8 protein-coding genes and 2 pseudogenes are annotated in these 21,282 nt (G+C 69.9%); 8 read left to right on the forward strand and 2 right to left on the reverse strand.

The features are described from left to right. Nucleotides 1-14: 14 nt before the first annotated feature. The 8 genes and pseudogenes from UCD39_RS28655 to UCD39_RS27275 form a co-directional block, all read left to right on the forward strand. Nucleotides 15-3,161: pseudogene (locus tag UCD39_RS28655) on the forward strand (non-ribosomal peptide synthetase); the annotation flags it as partial. A 144-nt stretch (nucleotides 3,162-3,305) separates the two neighbouring features. Next, nucleotides 3,306-7,506 (forward strand): annotated as a pseudogene (locus tag UCD39_RS28660) (amino acid adenylation domain-containing protein); the annotation flags it as partial. 41 nt (nucleotides 7,507-7,547) lie between these two features. Then, nucleotides 7,548-12,446 (forward strand): SDR family NAD(P)-dependent oxidoreductase, encoded by a 4,899-nt coding sequence (locus UCD39_RS27250; RefSeq protein ID WP_330498948.1) that lies wholly within the window; start codon nucleotides 7,548-7,550, stop codon nucleotides 12,444-12,446. Nucleotides 12,447-12,594: 148 nt separating this feature from the next. After that, nucleotides 12,595-13,713 (forward strand): glycosyltransferase family 4 protein, encoded by a 1,119-nt coding sequence (locus tag UCD39_RS27255; protein ID WP_330498751.1) that lies wholly within the window; start codon nucleotides 12,595-12,597, stop codon nucleotides 13,711-13,713. A 689-nt stretch (nucleotides 13,714-14,402) separates the two neighbouring features. Then, nucleotides 14,403-17,516, forward strand: coding sequence for a TonB-dependent receptor (locus UCD39_RS27260; RefSeq protein ID WP_330498752.1), 3,114 nt, complete (start codon nucleotides 14,403-14,405; stop codon nucleotides 17,514-17,516). A 297-nt stretch (nucleotides 17,517-17,813) separates the two neighbouring features. Beyond that, nucleotides 17,814-18,887 (forward strand): LacI family DNA-binding transcriptional regulator, encoded by a 1,074-nt coding sequence (locus UCD39_RS27265; protein WP_330498753.1) that lies wholly within the window; start codon nucleotides 17,814-17,816, stop codon nucleotides 18,885-18,887. 62 nt (nucleotides 18,888-18,949) lie between these two features. Next, on the forward strand, nucleotides 18,950-19,297 hold the full coding sequence (locus tag UCD39_RS27270) for an ArsR/SmtB family transcription factor (protein WP_330498754.1): 348 nt from the start codon (nucleotides 18,950-18,952) through the stop codon (nucleotides 19,295-19,297). Continuing rightward, nucleotides 19,290-19,799, forward strand: a complete 510-nt coding sequence (locus UCD39_RS27275) for an SRPBCC family protein (RefSeq protein ID WP_330498755.1) — start codon at nucleotides 19,290-19,292, stop codon at nucleotides 19,797-19,799. Before UCD39_RS27270 ends, UCD39_RS27275 begins: the two co-directional genes overlap by 8 nt. Here the strand turns inward: UCD39_RS27275 and UCD39_RS27280 are convergent. Then, nucleotides 19,796-20,479 carry an ATP-binding cassette domain-containing protein gene (locus UCD39_RS27280; protein WP_330498756.1) on the reverse strand — a complete coding sequence of 228 codons (684 nt, stop codon included), beginning with the start codon at nucleotides 20,477-20,479 and terminating at the stop codon, nucleotides 19,796-19,798. The genes UCD39_RS27275 and UCD39_RS27280 overlap by 4 nt on opposite strands. After that, complete coding sequence (locus tag UCD39_RS27285) at nucleotides 20,476-21,231, reverse strand: ABC transporter permease (RefSeq protein WP_330498757.1); 756 nt, start codon at nucleotides 21,229-21,231, stop codon at nucleotides 20,476-20,478. Before UCD39_RS27285 ends, UCD39_RS27280 begins: the two co-directional genes overlap by 4 nt. Nucleotides 21,232-21,282: the final 51 nt, after the last annotated feature.

Consider the following 21,282-nt stretch of genomic DNA (forward strand, 5'->3'; position numbering starts at 1 on the left):
GGGGATGGCCTGCCATGGATGACGCTTTGGCCCGCGACTTGGCCCCCCGGCTGCCGCCGCCCTCAGCCGCCCAGCGGCGGTTGTGGTTCGTCAGCCAGTTCGAGGACCAGGGTCGCACCTACAACGTGCCGGTCGCCCTGCATCTCCGGGGGCGGCTGGACGTCGCCGCGCTGGAGCGGGCGCTGGCCCTCATGACCCAGCGCCACGACGCCTTGCGTTTCCGCTTCCCCGCCGTGGACGGCGAACCCGTCATCGACGAGGTGGAGGAGCCCTTCGCCCTGGCCCGGACGGAGGCCGCCGATGACGCGGCGTTCGACAGGTTAGCGGCCGCGGAGGCCGCCCGGCCTTTCAACCTGGAGCACGGCCCCCTGTTCCGCGCCACGCTGGTGGCCCGCGGACCAGAGGCGCACGCCCTGCTGCTCAACTGCCACCACATCATCATCGACGACTGGTCGGTGGCTGTGTTGTTGCGCGACCTGGGCCGGGCCTACGATGCCCTGGTGGCCGGCCTTACCCCGCCCCTGCCCCCCACCCAGTTCCGTTTCGCCGACCATCTGGCGCGGGAGGCCACGGAGGGCATTCCCTTCCTGGAGGAGCAATACGACCACTGGGTCCGCCGGCTGGCCGATGCCCCCGCCCTGATCCCCCTGCCCACCGACAACCCCCGCCCCCGGGTCCAAAGCTTCGTCGGCGACCGCGTGTCCTTCACCGTGCCGGCGCCGGCCGCCGCCGCCCTGCGGGGCCTGGGGCGCCAGCTGGGCGCCACCTTGTTCATGACCGGCCTGGCCGCCTTCGCCCTGGTGCTGGCGCGCTATACCCGGCAAGCCGATCTGGTCGTGGGCGCGCCCATGGCCCGGCGGACCACGCCAGAGGCCGAGGGCCTGGTCGGCTTCTTCGTCAATGTCGTGCCCCTGCGCCTGGACCTGGGCGGCGCCCCCACCTTCGCGGAGATGGTGCGGCGGGTGCGCGCGGAGCTGCTCGACGCCCTCGACAACGCCGACGTCCCGTTCGACGGCCTGGTGGAGCGGTTGCGCCCCCGCCGCGACCCCGGCCATACACCCCTGTTTCAGGTGATGTTCGACGCACTGGCCGACAGTTTCGGCACCCTGACCATAAGCGGGCTGGAGGTGGAAGCGAGTCCCCTGAATTCCGGCACGTCCAAATACGACCTGACGCTCAGCCTGAAGGATACGGGCAGCCACATCCTGGGGGCGGTGGAGTACAGCACCGACCTGTTCACCGCCGCCACCGCCGAGCGGCTGGCCCGCCACTACACCACCCTGCTGGCCGCCGCCGTGGCGGCGCCGGAAACGCCCATCGCCCAGTTGCCCCTGATGCCGGCGGACGAGTTGGCGACGCTGCTGGCCCTGGCCCAGCCGGCGAGCCCCTTGGCGCCCCCGCCTTGGCCCGCCTTCCCCCGCCTGTTCCAGGCCGCCGCCGCCCGCCGGGCGACGGCCGTTGCCATCGTCCACGGCGACCGCCAAATCCGCTATGGCGAGCTGGCGGCGCGGGTCGACGCCCTGGCGGCACGGCTGACGGCGGCCGGGGCCGCTCCCGGCCGGCCGGTGGCGGTAATGCTGGATTATGGCCCTGACGTGGTGATGGCGCTGCTGGCGATCCACCGGGCGGGCGCCGCCTTCCTTCCAGTGTCGCCGGAGGATGCCCGGGCCCCCGAGGTTCTGGCCGACGCCGCCCCCACCCTCATCCTCACCACGGCCGCCCGCCAGCCCTCCAACCCGCCAGCCCCCCTGCTGCTGGTCGAGGACGGGCCCGAGGGAGGGGCGATACCGCCGCCGGTGAGTTGGGCGCCGGTGAATTGGGCAGCAGAGGATCTGGCATATGTGCTGTACACCTCAGGGTCGACAGGGCGGCCCAAAGGTGTACGGGTGACGCATGGCGCCCTGGCCGCCGCCTGCCAGGCGTGGGCCCAGGTCTATGATCTGGCCGACCCCGACCTGGCCACCTTGCAGATGGCCAACTTCACGTTCGACGTTTTCATCGGCGATGTCGCCCGCACCCTGGGTTCCGGCGGGCGGCTGGTGATGGTGCCCCGCGACATCCTGCTGGACCCGCCCAGCCTGTATCGCCTGATGCTGGCCGAGACGGTGCGCTTCGCCGAGTTCGTGCCCGTGGTGCTGCGCGAGTTGCTGACCCATCTGGAAGCGGCGGGACAGCGCCTGGACGGCCTGCAGACCCTGGTTTGCGGATCGGACATCTGGTTCGTGCACGAATATCGCAGGGTCCAGGCCCTGTGCGCGGCCGGCGCCCGCGTCTACGGCTCCTACGGCGTGACCGAGGCCACCATCGACAGCGCCCTGATCGCGCTGGAGGCCCCGCAAGGCGTGGATGGGGGCGAGCGGGCCATGCCGATCGGCCGGCCCATTCCCAGCGCACAGTTGCATGTGCTGGACCCCGACCTGTGCCTGGTGCCCGTGGGCGTCCCCGGGGAACTGGTGATTGGCGGACCGGCCGTGGCGGACGGCTATCTGAACCGGCCGGACCTGACCGCCAGCCGCTTCCTGACCGGCGGCTTCGACATCCATGGCCGGCTGGTGACGGGGCTGGGCCCCGGCCGCTATTACCGAACGGGCGACCTTTGCCGGCAGTCGTCCGATGGCGTGATCGAATTCCTGGGGCGGTTGGACAACCAGGTGAAGATCCGGGGGTTCCGGATCGAGCCGGGTGAGGTCGAGACGGTGCTGTCGGAGCATCCAGGCGTGCGCGAATGCGCGGTCCTGGCCCACCCCGCCCCGGGGGGCGAGGCGGAGCTGGCGGCGTATGTCCGGGGGGAGGCGCCATTGGATGCGGTGCGCGCCTACCTGCGCCAGCGCCTGCCAGCCCACATGGTGCCCAGCCACCTGATGGCCATGGACGTGTTTCCCCTGACCAGCAGCGGCAAGATCAATCGCAAGGCCCTGCCGTCCCCGGCGCCGGTCATCGGGAACGGCGTCCAGGTGGCGCCCCGTGACGAGACCGAGCGTCAGGTGGCGGCCCTATGGGTGGAGCTGCTGCGGGTGCCCGCGGTGGGCGCGCACGACGATTTCTTCGCCCTGGGCGGCCATTCCCTGCTGGGCGCCCGCCTGATGTCCCGCCTGCGCGACCACTTCGGGGTGGCGCTGCCGCTGTCGGACCTGTTCGCCGGGCCGACCGTCGCCGACCTGGCCGAGCGGGTGGCCGCCGCCACGCGGGAATCGAACCCGGCGGCGCGGAGGGACGACGCCCCCCTGCCCCAGGCGCCGGCGGATGAGCGGCGGCGCCTGTCGCATGCCCAGCGCCGGCTGTGGCTGACCCAAAGGCTGGGCGGCATGACCGCCGCCTACAACATCCCGGACGCCCAGCGCCTGCGCGGGCCCCTGGACACGGGCGCCCTGGCCCTGGCCCTGGCGGACGTGGCGGCGCGGCACGAAGCCCTGCGCAGCCGCTTCAGCGCGACGGTGGAAAGCATCACCACCGCCGACGGCCACCGGGTGGAGGAACCCACGGTGGCGATCATGCCGCCCGGCCCCGTGGACCTGGTCCAGCGCCCAGCCACGGAGGACACGCTGCCGGGCTTGCTGGCGGAGCAGGCGTCCCGGGTGTTCGACCTGGCACGGGAGGCGCCCCTGCGCGCCCTGCTGCTGACCTTGGCGGCCGATGACCATGTGCTGTGCGTGACCACGCACCACATCGCGTCGGATGGCTGGTCGTCCGGCTTGTTCTGGCGTGAGCTGGCCGCGTGCTATGACGCGCGCCGCAATCACCGGCCCCCGGCCTTGCCGCCCCTGCCAGCCCAGTACGCCGACTACGCCACCTGGCAGCGCGGCCGCCTGGTGGAAATGGAATACGCCCACCTGGCCTATTGGCGCCGACAGTTGGCCAATCCGCCGGCCCCCCTGGCCTTGCCCGTCCGGTCGGGCGCGCCCACCCCGGCCTCGGACGCCGGCGCCACGCTGGACTTCACCCTGCCGCCTGCCCTGGCCCAGGGTCTGCGCCAACGGGCCCTGGCCTGGCGCTGCACGCCGTTCATGGTGCTGTACGCCGCCTTCACGCTGGTGCTGTGGCGCTATACCGGCCAGGACGACATCATGGTGGGTTGCCCGGTGGCCGGCCGCCGCCACCGTGACGCCGAGCCCCTGATCGGCTTCTTCGTCAACATGTTGTCCCTGCGCCTGACCATCGGGGGGACGACACCGTCGCCAGCCTGGCCGCGCGGGCGCGGCAAACCTGCCTGGAGGCCTTCGATCACCAGGACGTGCCCTTCGACCTGCTGGTGGAGCGGCTGAACCCGGAGCGGGGGCCGGGGCAACACCCGTATTTCCAGGTGGGCCTGGTCTGGCAGGACGGGGTGGAGGCGCCCACCACCCTGGGCGACCTGGCGATGACACCGGTGCCCGTGGCCCTGGATCACGCCAAGCTGGATCTGGTGTTGGCGCTGGGGGGGCCGGAGGCGCGCGCCGCCAGCCTGGCCTACCGCACGGACCTGTTCGATGACGCCACCATCGCCCGCCTGCGCGATCACCTGCTGGTCCTGCTGGCCGGCCTGGCCGAGGGGGATGACTCCCGTCGGGTGGCCGATCTGCCCTTGCTGACAGCGGCGGAACGCCGGAAGGCCCTGGTCGACTGGAACGACACCGCCACCCCCTGGGCCCATCCTGAGCCAACCCTGGACGGGGTCATCGCCGCCCAGGCCCAGCGCACGCCGGACTCCGTCGCGCTGGAGCATAGCGGGCGCCGCTGGAGCTATCGGGCCCTGGATCAGTTGGCCGGACGTCTGGCCATGGCCCTGCGGGCCTGCGGGGTGGGACGCGGCGACACCGTCGGCCTGTACACCGGACGCCACCCCCATCTGGTCACGGGCATGCTGGGCATCCTGAAAGCCGGCGCCGCCTATGTGCCGCTGGACCCGGAGGCGCCGGCGGACGGTTGGAGCCGCCACGTCGTGGCCGACGCCGGCTTAGCGGCGGTGGTCACCCGGGCCGACATGACCTCGGCGGCGGCGGCGCTGGGCCCGCCGCTGGTGGTGGTGGACGACCTGATGGATGACACGCCAGCGGCCCCGGACATCGCCCTGGCCGGCGAGCACCAGCCCGGCGACCGCGCCTACATCCTCTACACCTCCGGCTCCACCGGCCGGCCGAAGGGCGTGGCCGTCAGCCATGGCGCCATCCGCAACACGGTCCTGGCCTTTGTCCGGCATATGGCCTTGGCCCCGGGCGCCCGGTTGCTTCAGTTCTTCTCCCCCGTCTTCGACGGTGTCGGCTGTGAAGTGTTCCCCACCCTGGCCGGGGGCGGCACCGTGGTCTTCGCCGACCGCGCCGACCTGCTGCCGGGCCCGCCCCTGGCGCGGACCCTGGCGCGAAACCGCATCAGCCATTTACTGATCACGCCGTCCGCCCTGCGGCTGGTGCCGGAGGATGACCTGCCGGACCTGCAGGTCATCATGGTGGCGGGGGAGGCTTGTCCCCCGGGCTTGGCCCAGCGCTGGGCCACCGGCCGTCGTTTCCTCAACGGATACGGCCCCACGGAAACGGCGGTCTGCGCCTCCGTCACCGACTATTGGGCGGAGCGGGGTCGCCTGGTGCTGCGCCCGTTGGAAAACGCCACGCTGGACGTGTTGGATGCCGCCGGCAACCTGATGCCGGTGGGCCTGGCGGGCGAACTGTGCGTGGGCGGGGCGGGCCTGGCCGATGGCTACCTGAACCTGCCCGACCGCACCGCGGCCGCCTTCGTGGCCGACCGCAACCGACCGGGCGGTCGCCTGTACCGCACGGGCGACCGTGTCCGTCGCCGGGCCGATGGCAGCATCGAATTCCTGGGCCGCGCCGACCGCCAAGTGAAGGTGCGGGGCTTCCGCATCGAGTTGGACGAGGTCGCGGTCGCCTTGGCCCGCCTGCCGGGGGTGCGTGAGGCCGCGGCCCTGGCCCCCGCCGATCGCGAGGGCCAGCGCCAGTTGGTGGCCTACGTCGTCGCCGACGGAACGTCCCAGCAGCTGCTGGCGGCCGCCCGGCGGGCCCTGCCGCCGGCCCTGGTACCGGACCGCATCATCCTCCTGGACGCCCTGCCCAAGACGAGCGCGGGCAAGATCGACCACCGCGCCCTGCCCGCGCCATCGGACCAGCCGGCCCTTCCCACCCCGGCTGGCACTCCGGTAGGCGACGGCACCCTGGCCATCGTCACCGCCATCTGGCGCGAGGTGCTTGACCGGGCGGACGTAGGACCGGATGAGGCCTTCTTCGACGCCGGGGGCCATTCCCTGCGCCTGGCGGTGCTGCATCAGCGGCTGACGGCGCGCTTCGGTCCGCGCCTGGCCCTGGCCGACCTGTTGCAGCATCCCACCATCCGCGCCCAAGCGCGCGCGCTGCAGGGTGCCCCGGAGGGCACCATCATGCCCACCCCCGCGACACCCGCCATGACGGACGCCGCCGCGATCGCCGTGATCGGCCTGGCCGGCCGCTTTCCCGGGGCCGGGGACGTCGCCGCGTTCTGGCGCAACCTGCGTGAGGGCATCGATGTCACCACCCATTTCACCGAGGCGGAATTGCGGGCCCGGGGCGCCGAGGCGGAGACCCTGGCCCACCCGGGCCTGGTCCGCACCGCGCTGCCTCTGGAAGACATAGATCGTTTCGACAGCGGTTTCTTTGGTTTTTCCCCAAGGAAGCGCAGGTGATGGACCCGCAGCACCGCCTGTTCCTGGAATGCGCCTGGACCGCGCTGGAGGATGGGGGTTATGGCGACACCGGCGGACCGGACCGCCAGATCGGCGTCTTCGCCGCATGCGGCATCAGCCACTACCTGCTGGACAACGTCCACCCGCGCCGAGGCGAGTTGCGCTTGCGCCCCGAGCAGTGGGTCCTGGGCAACGACAAGGACTTCCTGGCCACCCGCGTCGCCTACAAGCTGGATCTGCGCGGCCCGGCCCTGACGGTGGAGACCGCCTGCTCCTCCTCCCTCGTCGCCGTGCACATGGCTTGCGAAAGCCTGCGGCGGGGGGAATGCGCCATGGCCTTGGCCGGCGGCGTTTCCATCGACGCCGAACGGGTGGGCTATGTCAGCGCCGACGGCGGAATCCTGTCAGCCGGCGGACGATGCCGCCCGTTCGACGCCGCCGCCGACGGCACCACCAGCGGCAGCGGCTTGGCCGTCGTGCTGTTGAAGCCCTTGGCGGCAGCGCTGGCGGACGGGGACACGATCCATGCCGTCATCCGGGGATCCGCTGTGAACAACGACGGCACGGACAAGGTGAGCTACACCGCCCCCAGCGTGGCCGGGCAGGCGCGGGTGATCCGCCAGGCGCTGGCGGCGGCGGGCGTGGACGCCGGCACCGTCGGCTATGTGGAGGCGCACGGAACCGGCACGCGGCTGGGCGATCCGGTGGAGGTGCGGGCCTTGGCCCAGGCCCTTGGCGACGCGGCGGGAACGCGCGCCCATCCCTGCGTTCTCGGCGCGGTCAAGAGCAACATCGGCCATCTGGACACGGCGGCCGGCGTCGCGGGTCTGGTGAAGACGGTGCTGGCGCTGGAACAGGGGATCATCCCCCCACCCTGGGCTATGACCAGCCCAATCCCGAGATTGATTTCGCCGCCGGTCCCTTCACTGTCGCCGCCTCGGCCCTATCCTGGCCGGCGGGCGTCCAACGGCGGGCCGGCGTCAGCTCCTTCGGCGTGGGCGGCACCAACGCCCATGTGGTGCTGGACGCCGCGCCCGATACGCCCGCCCCCGTCCCTGACGCCCAGGCGGGCGGGCCGGCCATCATCCTGCCGCTGTCGGCCCGCACCCCCCAGGCCCTGGCCATCCTGGCCCGGCGGCTGGCGGACCATCTGCGCCGGCACCCGGAACAGGTGGCAGACGCCGCCTACACCTTGCAGGTGGGCCGCGCCCGCCTGAGCCACCGCGCCACGGTCGTCGCCCACAGCGCCGCCGAGGCCGCCGCCGGACTGGCGAACGCGGTGGCCACGGCGACGGTGGAAAAGCGGGCGGGCCGTCCGGTCGTCTTCCTTTTCCCGGGCCAAGGCAGCCAACATGTGGACATGGCGCGGGAACTCCACGCCGCCGACCCCGTCTTCCGCGCCACCTTCGACCGCTGCGCCGACATTCTGACCGGCCCGCTGGCCATGGATCTGCGCGACCTGGTCCACCCACCGGCGGAGGGTGACCGGGCGGCGGCGGTTGAGCGCCTGACCCAAACGCGGTACGCCCAGCCGGCGCTGTTCGCCATCGAATACGCCTTGGCCCAGTCGCTGATGGCCGCCGGCGTCCGCCCCAGCGCCCTGATGGGCCATAGCCTCGGGGAATACGTCGCCGCCTGCCTGTCCGGCCTGTTCACGCTGGACGAGGCGTTGGCGCTGGTGGCGCGGCGCGGCGCGCTGATGCAGGCGCAGCCCCCGGGCGCCATGCTGGCGGTGGAGGGTCCGGCCCAGGCCATCATCCCCTACCTGGCCCTGGGGGTGGAGATCGCGGCGGAAAACAGCCCCAACCATCGGGTGCTGGCCGGACCGCACGACGCCATCTCGGCCGTGGAAGCGGCGTGCGTGGCGGATGGGCGGCCCCATCGGCGGCTGCAGACCTCCCACGCCTTCCATAGCGTCCTGATGGCGGGCGCGGCCGACGGGCTGCTGCTTGCGGGGACCCCGCCGGCCGGCCGGCCGACCATTCCTTTCGTCTCCAACCTGACGGGAACCTGGTTCAACGCCACCGACGCGGCCGATCCCACCTATTGGGCCCGGCACCTGCGGCAGCCGGTGCGGTTCGCCGACGGCCTTGCCACCCTGACGGCGGAAGGTGACCCCATCCTGGTGGAGGTGGGACCGGGCCGGGCGCTGACCACCTTGCTGGCGGATCAGGACGTGATCCCCTGCCTGCCCCATGCCCGGGAGACGGCGGGCGACGCCGATACCTATGCCCAGGCCCTGGCCCTGCTGTGGCGCCGGGGCGCCGACCTGGACTGGCGCGCCCGACACCGTGACGCCGCAGGGCGCATTATCCGCCGCCGCGTTCCGTTGCCAACCTATCCCTTCCAGCGCGACCGCCACTGGATCGACCGGCCAGGGGCGCCACAGCCGCCGCTGGTGCGGTATTGGCGCCGGGACGGGGCCGATCGCATCATCGTCACCCTGGGCCTGTCGGCGGATCATTGGATGGTGGACGGCCACCGGCTGTTCGATGGCCGCCCAACCTTGCCCGGCACTGGTTGCCTGGAATTGGCACGGGCCGCCGTCGCGGCGGTGAGCGGCGAGCCTCTGCCGACGCTGAGCGAGGTTTACTTCCCGGTCCCGCTGGTGCTGGATCCGGAGGAGGCGCCACAGGTCCGCCTGGTGTTGACCGGAACGGGACCGGTCCGGGACTTCGTTCTGGAAAGCCGGGCAGCCGGGGATGAGGATTGGCGGCCCCACGCCCAAGGTCTGGCCGGGCCGGCCGCCGACCCGCCGCCGCCGTCAGCCATTCCCGAGCCACGGGGCGAGGCGGTGCCTCTGGCGCCCCTGGTCCAGGCGCTGGCCGCCTATGGTCCGGCGTGGCGATGCTTCGAACAGGTCTGGCGGGACGGGAGGGACGCAGGCTGGGCCTGGCTGTGCCAGCAGGACCAGGACATGGACGCCGACTTGGCGCTGCACCCAGCGCTCGCCGACATGGCGACGGCCTTCCTGTCCCTGGCCATCCGCCTGGACCAGGGCGATACCCGGGCATTGGTGCCCTTCCACTATGGCCGGGTCCAGCTATACCAGCCCCTGCCCCGCCGGCTGCTCAGCCACGCCCGCCGCGTGGGCCCGGACGCCTATGACGTTGACCTGTACGCGCCCCGGACGGAGGGTACGGATGGGTTGCGCCGCGTGGCGACCATCGAGCGTTTCACCCTGCGCGCCGCGATGTCGGCACCGGCCGCCGCCCGAACGCCGGCGGACTGGTGCCAAGTCCCGGTCACGCGCCCGGCCCCCGCGATCGGTCCCGCGCTGACGGCCGTGCGCTGGCTGGTGTTCGGCGACCTCCCCGTCGCGGCGCCCCCCGGCAGCGTCATGGTCGAGGCCGGCCCCCACTTCGAGCGCGTGGCGGACGACCGCTACCGCCTGCGCCCCGATCACGCCGCCGACCATGCCGCGCTGTTGGACGCCCTGCGGGCGGAGGGCGGGGTGCCGGGCCAGATGATCCACGCCTGGACGCTCACAGGAGGGACGGTGGCGGGCGGGACGGTGGCGGACGGGTTCGCCTCCCTGCTGGCGTTGGGCCGGGCGTTCGGCCCCGCCATCCACACGCCCACCATCCTGACCTTGCTGACCCGCCAGGCGGGGGGCCTTCCCGGCGAGACCGCCGCCCCCGCCGCTGCGGGAGCCGTGGGCCTGTCCCGCGCCCTGGGATGGGAATTCCCGGCGCTCCGGTGTCGCCAGATCGATCTGGACGCCGAGACGGACCCGGCGGCGCTGGCCCGCGAGCTGGCGGCGACCCCTCCGGACCCGGCCCCGCCCGGCGGCACCACGGTGGCCCTGCGCCAAGGACGACGCCTGACCCTGGACCTGCAGCCCCTGGCCCCCCGCCTGGACGGTGACGGGCCGACTTGGCGCGCCGGCGGCGTCTACCTCATCACCGGCGGCATGGGCGGCATGGGCCTCGCCCTTGCCCACCATATCGCCCGCTCCGCCCCGGGCGCCAAGCTGGCGCTGATCGCCCGGAACCAGCGCGACGAGCCGGCATTGGCCAGCATCGGCGCCTTGGGCGCGGAGGTGGCGGTGTTCACCGCCGACATGGGGGACGCGGCGGCGGTGCGCGCCGCGGTGGCGGCGGTTCGGCATCGGTTCGGCCCCGTGGCGGGCGTGATCCACGCCGCCGGCCGCGAGGCCAGCGGCCTGGTCGAGACCACCACCGAGGCCGCATGGCGCACGGTGTTGGCGCCCAAGGTGACGGGCACGGACGCCTTGATCGACGCCGTGTCGGGCGATGGCCCCGATTTCATCCTGCTGTGCGGCTCGCTGGCGGCCTGGGTCGGTGGCCTGGGCCAAGGCGACTACGCCGCGGCCAACACCTACCTGGAGGCCGCGGCCCGGCGGGCCCGCGCGGCGGGGCACCCTGTCACCGCCGTCGCCTGGGACACCTGGGCCGAGGTCGGCATGGCGGTGAATCATGCCCGCCGCCAGGGTCGCGGAAACGCCGCCCTGGCCGGCCTGACCACGGCGGAAGGGTGCCAGGTCTTCGACCGCGCCATCATATGCGGCCAGCCGGTGTTGGTCGTGGCCAAGGATCGGTCTTTGGCAGCGCTGGCCGACCCGGCGGGGTCCAGGGCCGGCGCCCCAACCACGGGCCGCACCGGGGCTGGCGGGCCGCCGCGCACAGCGACGGAACAGGCGCTGGCCGACCTGTGGGAAGACCTGCTGGGAGTCAAGCGCCCGGGGGTGGAGGACAACTTCTTCGATCTGGGCGGCCATTCCCTGCTGGGCACGCAGTTGATCGCCCGCCTGCGGGAGCGGTGGGGGCGGTGCCTGACCTTGGCGGAGTTCCTGGAGGAGCCAACCATCGCCCGCATCGCGCGGTCCCTGCCGGTCGATGACGCCAGCGGCGGTGGCGGAGTGGCCATCGGGGCCGGCGACGCGCTGGATCCTGACGTTCAATACTGCCTGGTGCCGGTGCAGGCGCGCGGCGCGGGGCTACCCTTCTTCTGCCTGCCGGGCATGGGCGGCAACGTCTCGCAGCTGTTGCCCCTGGCATCGGCCCTGGGGGACGACCGCCCGTTCTACGGCCTGCAATGCCTGGGCCTGGACGGCCAGCGGGAGCCGCATCAGTCGGTGGAGGAAATGGCGGACCACTATATCCGCTGCGTCAAGGCCGTGCAGCCGGAGGGCCCCTATCTGCTGGGCGGCCACTCGCTGGGGGGCAAGGTGGCGTTCGAGATGGCCTGGCGCCTGACCCAGGCGGGCGAGCGGGTGGCCCACCTGGCCCTGTTCGACAGCGCCGCCCCGCCCTATGCCCGCCTGCCTCAACCCGATGACAGCCAGGTGCTCTACACCGTGCTCAGCATCTTCGGTCATTATGTTGGCCGGCGCGTGGCCCCGGACGCGGCGGAGCGGCGGCACGTGGCGGCGCTGGACCTCAAGGGCAAGCTGGCCTTCCTGCAACGCCGGATGGAGGAATTCGGCCTGGTGAAACCCGGATCCGACCCCGGCCCCATCCGCGGCCTGTTCGCGGTCTATCAGGCGGCCGGTCGCTTCGGTGGCCATTACGACCCCGCCCATGCCCCCATCACCGTGCCGATGACCCTCTACCAGGCCAGCGCTCCCCTGCCACCCGGCGTCAGCCTGCCGGAAATCCGCCTCACCCCGGCCTGGGGCTGGGAACGGTTCTCCACCCTGCCCGTCGCCCTGCATGAGGTGTCCGGCGACCACTTCACCTGCCTGACCGCCGCCCATGTCCAGGCGTTGGCCGACACCCTGCGGCGGGAGTTGGCGGTGGCGGAGGGGATGGCGACGGGCAAGGCCGATGCGACCTGAGGTCGCCCGCCGGCCCGGTGTGGACGGTGGGTCATGGGTGGTACTTTGCCTTTCCACCCCATCTTAGGTATTAAAACTTCCTTCGCGCCGCTTGGCGAAGCCCAGCCGGCGAACCTTGACGATTGTATGGGCGACGCGCGGTAGCCGCATGAAAATTGCGATCGTGACTTCGGGCGGTGTCGGCCGAGATGGCGTGCACGGCGCCGTTCCCTGCCTCATGTGGCTCATCGAGCGTTTGGTCCAGGCGGGCGACGAGGTGCATGTCTTCATTTTTCAACAAGAACCGGATGCGTGCACTTGGCCGCTCCGGGGTGCCACTGTCCACAATGCCGGGAGCCGCTCCCCCCGTCGTGGCATGCTCCGGCAGATCATTGCGGAACATCGTCGCGGCCGTTTCGATATTATCCACAGCCTGTGGTCGCCGTGGGCAGAGGCCATTGCCGCGCTGACCGGCCGGCTGCTGCGGGTGCCGGTTCTGCTTTATTTCGCCAATTATGAGCTGGTGGGTTTTCCGGATGTGAAGTACGGAGACCAACTGTCCACCGTCGCCCGGATGCTTCTGCGGTGGGCCCTGGCCCACGCTGGGCGTGTCGCTGGTCAGAGTGAACCCGTGGTCCGCTTATTGGCGCAGAGAGGATACCCGGCGTTACGCCTGCCCTTGGGCGTGGCGCTGAATGAGTGGCCGCTGCGGGCGCCTCGCCGCCGTGATCCGGCGGTACCGGCTAAGCTGTTGCATGTGGCACACGTTACTCCGGCCAAGGATCATGCCATGCTGCTGGAGGCGGCTGCCCGGTTGAAGGCGGCTGGTGTCGCTTTCGAACTGGACCTCATCGGCATTGATATCCCGGGCGATGGCTCTTTAATGCGCCGCGTGTCGGAGTTGGGCCTGGACGGGCAGGTTCGCCATCACGGTTTTCTACGCCGTGAAGCTATCAGGGACTTTTTCGAGCGGGCGGACCTATTGGTGGTGACATCGCGTTTCGAAGCGGGCCCATTGGTTGTATTGGAGGCCGCGATCGCCGGCGTTCCAACGGTGGGGACCGCGGTGGGGCATCTAGCCGAATGGGCCCCTCGGGCGGCACGAGTGGTTCAACCAACCGATGCTGTGGCCTTGGCGGCTGAGCTAGAGGAAATCCTCGGCGATGAGGAGCAACGGTTGGACCTCGCCGTCCGGGCTCAAAGAGCGGCGGTGGAGGAAGACGCCGATATCACCAGTCGCCGTTTCCGGGATGTCTATCAGGAAATGGTTGGGCAATCAGCGACGTGACCCAGTCATGATCGCTGGTCCGGCCAAGGTCTCTTCGCAGGCGCCCTAATCCGCACAGCACGCCCAGGGGCGTGCATAAATTATCCCAGCACCCTCCCCGCGCGGCCGGAAATTCCCCAGCAATTTCAATGCTTGGCCACTTTATGTGATGGAAGTTTGGCCATTTGGTGCGTTGGATGGCCACTTTATGTGTTGGGGGACAGTTGCAATAAAAAAAGCAAAAAATAGAATCGAGTTGACAACGCTGTCAGCGCAACTATTAATAACATGGCTGGCGTTTGATGCGGGCACTACGGTCGCCAACGGTCTAGGTTGACGGCAATAAATTTCCGTACCCTACAGGCAATTCATGAGCCTGACGCCGGCAAAGGTGAGCCTGGTTATCAAGTAAAAATAACTACATCTTCGGGAGGAGAAAGACATGAACGCGCATGCATTCTGCCGATCCTGTCATGGACACACTCACAATAGTTAGCGCTGGTTGACCCCTTCCGGTAACGGGAGGGAAAGGGCCCAGCCGACCGTGAGATCGGCATGCCCTTATTCCAGTAGACGGTAGATTCATCGCGACCGGACAGCAGCGCTGTGCCGTTCCCCGATCTGCGCCCAAAAACCAGGGGTTGCAGGGGGAACCGTGGCCAGCGGCCGGGTTCGCGCACCCACGAATATCCCGCAGGGAGGGACCCCTCATGTACGGAGAGTTGAAGACGTTGCGGCGGCTGTTGATGGGAGCCGCCTCCGTCGCCATCCTGGCGGCACCGGCCGCCTTCGCGCAGAGCGCCCCGCAAGCCGCGGCCCCCGATCCCCAAGGTGCCGCCCCCCAGGCCGGGACCCCGGCCGACCAGGGCGGCGTCGAGGAGATCGTCGTCACCGGCTTTCGCAAGTCGCTGGCCGACGCGCTGGAGAACAAGCGCCAATCGAATCTGATCATCGAATCCATCACCGCCGAAGACATGGGCAAGATGCCCGACCAGGACATCGCGGAATCGCTGCAGCGCCTTTCCGGCGTGCAGATCGACCGCGACAATGGCCAGGGCACCCGCGTCCGCATCCGCGGCCTGAGCCAGAACGTCACGGTGCTGAACGACGAACCCTTCCTGTCCGGCCTGGAAGCCTACGCCTCGGGTGAAGGGTCCGGCGGCGGTGGCGGCACCGCCACCAATTCGCTGGAGGCCATCCCGTCCGACCTGATCGCCGGCGTGGACGTCTACAAGTCGCCCCAGGCCAGCCTGGTCGAGGGCGGCATGGGCGGCATCATCAACCTGAAGACCCGCTCCGCGCTGGACGCCCCACAGGGCTGGACCCTGGGCGGCAACTTCCGCATGACCACGGGCGAGCACGCCCGCATGGAGAATTGGACCCCCATCGGGGCCATCGTCGGCAGCTACAACTTCAACAACAAGATCGGCATCACGGCGGCGTTCTCCTATTCCGAGACGGACACCCACACCGACGTGATGCAGGGCCAGAACCGCGCCGGCTGGGCCATCGAGCCCGCCGCCGGCACGTCGACCAACCCGATGGCGACCATCCCGCGGACCTATATCTCGCCGGAACTGCTCTACTTCACCGACCGCGACACCGACCGCACCCGCATCAGCGGCCAGCTGGGCGTCGACTACGCCGTCACCGACAGCCTGACCCTGAACGCCGACTGGCTGCATTCCACCTACGACATCCTGACCCAGGAGGCGTCGAACAAGGTGTGGTTCAATTCCAACGGCCTGGGCCTGGGCATCGACCCCAGCCAGCCCTATGACATCGACAGCAACGGCGTCATCAAGTCCGCCACCATCCGCGCCCTGGGCGCCGAAGGCGACAGCGACGTGCAGAACGTCCATGTGACGGCGGACAACTTCCACCTGGGCGGCAAGTGGGACAATGGCGGGCCGTTCCGCGCCAAGTTCAAGGTCACCTACGCCACCTCGGAATACAATTCCGACAGCGCGCAGCAGGACGTGGAGTATTCCCAGTACAACGCCGCCCAGCCCTGCGCCACCAGCCCCAACGGCTATTGCAACGCCCCGCTGAACCCCCTGGCCCCGGGCGGCAGCAGCCCGATCAGCCACGGCCCGGCCTATTCCTTCAACTACGTCAACAACGGCACCCTGCCGTCGGTGTCGTACAACGCGCCCTATGCCGACCTGATCAGCAACCCGCGCAACGCCGTCTTCAAGTCGGCCTGGGCGTGGAACATCCACTCCAAGGATGATTTGTGGTCCGGCCACGCCGATGGCGAGTATGACGCCGACTTCATCAAGGCGGTCAAGACCACCTTCACCGTCGGCGTGCGCTACACCGATGACAAGATCAACTACGCCCTGTCGCACTACGAGCTGGACAAATCCTCGGCCGGCCAGACCGGATACTGCAGCAACGGCACCTGCTACGGCACCTACGGTTATTACATGGATCCGGCCATCCTGAACGAAGGCCTGACCAACCCCGCCACCGGCGCCACCGCCGGCGGCAACTTCGTGGGCGCGACCGGGGCGCCGTCGCAGACCCCGCCGGTCATCCCGGCCCAGACGGCGCTGACGGCGCCCAACCGGGCGCAGCTGATCAGCAACTTCTTCCCCACCGGCAACGCGGGCAGCAGCATCCTGGTGCAGAACCTGTCCCAGATGCAGAACCCGGTGCAATGGCTGCAGGGCAACTTCCCGCAGTTCCCGGGCAAGATGGTGCGCGACCCCATCAACTCCTTCGTCATCGAAAGCCAGCGCGCCTCCGGCTACGCCATGGCCGATATGGGCAGCAAGGAGGACCGCTTCCACCTGAACATCGGCGCCCGCATCGTCGACACGGTGCAGAAGGTGACGGCCGGCGCCCTGCCCGCCAACCCCATCTACATCTCCGACGAGTCCTGGGACGGCTCCAACGCCATCACCAACCCGGACGTCATCACCGCGGAACGGCACTACACCGACATCCTGCCCAGCATGAACCTGGTTCTGGACGTGGCGCCGGACCAGAAGGTGCGCTTCTCCGCCGCCCGCGTCATGTCCCCGCCCAGCCCGTACCAGCTGGGCACCGGCGCGCAGTACAACTTCACCCGTGAAACCAACAGCGCCGGCAAGCAGGGCTTCGCCTTCGTGGGCGGCAGCGGCGGCAACCCGAACCTGGACCCGTTCCGCGCCACCCAGATCGACATCGGCTACGAATGGTATTTCGGCACCCAGGGCGCCCTGACCTTCGGCGGCTTCTACAAGTCCATCGACACCTTCATCCAGACGCAGACCACCTCCATCACCGTGATGGACGACTTCGGCGGCAGCACCGCGGGCTTCACCGCCCCCAGCAACGGCGCCGGCGGCAGCATCAAGGGCTTCGAGGTCGGGGCGCAGTACGCCTTCGACTTCGGCGTGGGCTTCAACGCCAACTACACCTACTCGCTGTCCACCTCGTCGACGTCCACGTCCTTCGCCCAGGACCTGCCCATCCCCGGCGTGTCGCTGCACGCCCTGACGGCGCAGGCCTATTACCAGAAGAACGGCCTGGAAGCCCGGCTGTCCTATAGCTGGCGGTCCAGCGCGGTGAACGGCGACGCCATCGGCTCCACCTTCGCCATCCTGGACGCCACCACCAACAAGGCCGTGACCTACGGCGTGTTCAGCCGGCCCTACGGCCAGCTGGACGCCCAGCTCGCCTATCAGTTCACGCCTGAGTTCGGCATCACCTTCGAGGCCGTCAACCTGACCGGCGAGTCTCAGGAGACCTACCTGCAGTACAAGAACCAGCCCTTCACCTACATGAACTCGGGTCGCCGGTTCATGCTGGGCGGCCGGTTCAAGTTCGGCGGCTGATGCCTGTGACCTGCGGGGCCGGACTGGATAACCCAGACTGGGCATCCGGACCGGCCCCGTGGACCCTGGGAACCCTTGGCACCCGTTTCGCCGAAGGTTCCCGATGACGGGGCGGCGGCCCCAGCGGCCGCTTCCCGTTTCTTCTTCTTGATCTCCCTTCTGCGCATACCCTCTCCCCGGGGACTATGCGCCCACTCCGGGCGGCATGATTGCGATCGTGCCGCCCTTTCTTTTTATGCCATTACAAGGGTAGTGACCCTGATCTTCGGGGGTCTTGACGATGGGAGTTGAGTGCGCATGGAAAATGAGGCCCGGAAGCCGACGATCATCGACGTCGCCCGTGAATCCGGGGTTTCCATCAAGACCGTGTCCCGCGTGCTGAATGGCGAGCCCTACGTCAATCGCGCCACCCTGGACCGCGTTCTCAAGGCCATCCATGACCTGGGCTACCACCCCAACATGTCGGCGCGCACCCTGGCCGGCAAACGCTCCTACCTGCTGGGTCACCTCTACGGCGACCCGGCCGGCCCCTACACCATGGAAATCCAGGTCGGCCTGCTGAACCGCTGCCGCGCCCGCGGCTATCACTTGCTGATCGAGGAGATCGACTATCGCGGCCAGGACGTGGAACGCCGGGTGCGCGCCGTGCTGGACTGGCTGCGCCCCGACGGCGTCGTGCTCACCGCCCCCATCACCGATGAGCCGCGCGTCCTGTCGGTCCTGGCGGAAAGCGGCATACCCCTGGTGCGGGTGACGGCGCAGAGCGGCGGCGACACCTATTCCTCCGTCTGGATCGATGAGCGCCAGGCCGCCGCCGCCCTCACCCGCCACCTGCTGTGCCTGGGGCACCGGCGCATCGGCCTGATCAAGGGCGCGGCCCACCATGGCGCCACCGACCGCCGCTATCTGGGTTATCGCGACGCCCTGGCCGAGCTGGGCATTCCCGAAGACCCGGACCTGATCGAGCAGGGCGCCTTCACCTTCCCTTCCGCCCTGCCCTGCGCCGAACGGCTGCTGTCCCTGGCCGAGCCCCCCACCGCCATCTTCGCCTGCAATGACGAGATGGCGGCCGCCGTCATCGTCGTCGCCCAGGCGCGGGGCCTCAGCCTGCCGGGGGATCTGTCCGTGGCCGGGTATGACGACTGCCCCGTCGCCAGCATGACCTGGCCGCCGCTGACCACGGTGCGCCAGCCCATGCGCAGCCTGGGGGAGGAGGCGGCGGACCTGCTGATCTCCCGCTTGATGGAACGGCCACGCGGCGATGCCGGCGTACCCCACCGCCTGGTACCGCACGAGCTGGTGGTGCGGGCCTCCACCGCCCCGCCCAAAGCGCAGAGCCCGGCACGCCGCCGCGCGAAGAAGGTCGGCTAGAAGCCACCGCCGTGACAGGCCAAGCCTTGCGCGTGCGGTAATTTGGCCATACACTGAACCACATGGTTCAGTGTTCGGATCTTTCCCTCGATCTCTCGTTCGCAGCGCTGTCCGATGCGACCCGCCGCGGGATCATTGATCAGCTGGGCCGCGGGGATGCGTCGATCACCAGCCTCGCCGATCAGTTCCGGATGACGCTGACCGGCATGAAGAAGCACATCCAGGTTCTGGAACGGGCGGGGCTGGTCATCACGCGGAAGGTCGGGCGGGTGAGAACCTGCACGCTGGGGAAGCACGGCCTGAGGGCGGAGGCCGAATGGATCGAGGCGCATCGCAAGCACTTCGAGGCCCGCTTTGACGCATTGGACGAGATCATCAGCGAATTGAGACGGGAGGAAAGCGATGACTGAGCATATTGAGGGTGCTGGCGGCGCGCGGAACCCCACGTCCGTCGAGCGCAGGGGCGACCGCGAACTCGTCATAACACGGACATTCGATGCGCCGCCGAGCACGGTTTACCGGGCGTGGAGCCAGGCGGCGCTGTTCCAGCGCTGGTGGGTGCCCAAGTCGGTATCCGGTATGTCGCTGGTATCGTGCGATATGGATGTCCGCACCGGCGGAAAGTATCGGCTGGAATTCGCCTTCGGCGGTTCGGACACCATGGCCTTTTACGGCAAGTATCTGGAGGTGGTGCCGAACGAGCGCATCGTCTGGACCAACGATGAAGGCGAGGAAGGCGCGATCACCACCGTGACCTTCACGGACCAGGGCGGAAAGACGCTGCTGACCTTCCACGAAGCCTATCCGTCCAAGGAAGCGCTGGAGGAGGCGCTGCAGGGCTCGGCGGCGGCGTTGCCGGAGCAACTGGAGCAACTCAGCGAGCTGCTTTACGGCCTGGGCAACCTGTCCTAACGGGCCAGGTCGCGCAAGGCGGCCACGGTGGCTGCCGCCAGGGCGGGGTCGGTACGGACCCCGGGCGGCACCGCCTGGTCGAACAGCAGGCGGGCGGGGCCGGGGGACAGGACCAGCACCCGGTGGGCCAGGGCCACCGCCTCCGCCAGATCATGGGTCACCAGCAGGGTGGGCACCGGCCGTCGCACCAGATGTTCCGCCAGGACGGCGCGGGCCAGGCGCTGGTTGCCTTCATCCAGCGACGTGAACGGCTCATCCAACAGCAGGGCCTGGGCGTCCACCGCCAGGGCGCGGGCCAGCGCCAGGCGGCGGGCCATGCCCAGTGACAGCTGCGACGCCCACACATCCGCCTTGGCCGCCAGGCCCAGCCGCTCCAGCAGGCGCGTCGCCTCCGCGTCATCGGCTCCGGCAAGGTCCAGATTCTGCCGCACCGTGCGCCAGGGCAGCAGGCGCGGCTGCTGAAAGACAACGCCGAGGCGGGGCCTCTCCCCGCTCCACCGCACGGTGCCGGCCAGGTCCCGGTCCAAGCCGGCGATCAGGCGCAGCAGCGTACTCTTGCCACAGCCAGAGGGGCCGACCAGGGCCACCACCTCGCCGGCGTCCAGGCCGAAGGAAACGGGGCCGAGCACCGCGCGCCCGGCCAAACGCTTCTCGCGGATGTCGACGGTCAGCCGGGTCATGACGCCTTCCATCGGGTGGCCCAGCGTTCCAGGGGTTGGAAGACCGCCCATTCGATGATTTGGACGATCAGGATAAAGGCCAGGGAATAGGCCAGGATTTGGGCCACGTCGAACAGCTGGAAATAGACCTGAATCTGAAAGCCGACGCCATCGCTACGGCCCAGCAGTTCCACCACCAGCACGATCTTCCAGATGAGCGCCAGGCCCGACCGGGTGGCGGCGAACAGATAGGGCTGCAGCTGCGGCAGCACGACATGGCGCAGGGTGGCGGCGCGGCCGAAGCGGAAGGCGCCCCCCATCTCCAGCAGGTCCCGGTCCAGCGCGCGCACGCCCTCGCGCACGGTGACGGCGGTGGTGGGCAGCTTGTTCAGGGCCACCGCAGCGATGGCCGCGGCCTCCGTCAGGCCGAACCAGACATAAAGCAGGACGATCAGCACCAGGGCCGGCAAATTCAGCAGCAGCAGCAGCGCGCTGTCCAGCCACAAGTCCACCGTACGCCACCACCCCATGGCCAAACCCAGGGCCGTGCCTGCCACCATGGCCAACAGGAAGGACGCGGCCACCCGCGCCAGGGTGATGCCGACATGATGGGGCAAGGCGCCTGACGCCACCTCGCGCGCCAGGGTGGCCAGCACGGTCGAGGCCGGCGGCGCCAGGGGGCTGGCGGCCAGGCGGCCCGCCCCTTCCCATAAGAGCAGCAGGACCAGGATGGAAAGCGCGCGGACCAGCCAAGCCCGCCCCCGACCTACCAAGATGACGCCCGCCAAAAGGTGCCGGCCGGCAACGTGTCGCCGCCATCGCCC

Source organism: Nitrospirillum karajorum (assembly GCF_036348415.1).
GTDB classification, from domain to species: Bacteria; Pseudomonadota; Alphaproteobacteria; order Azospirillales; family Azospirillaceae; genus Nitrospirillum; species Nitrospirillum amazonense_B.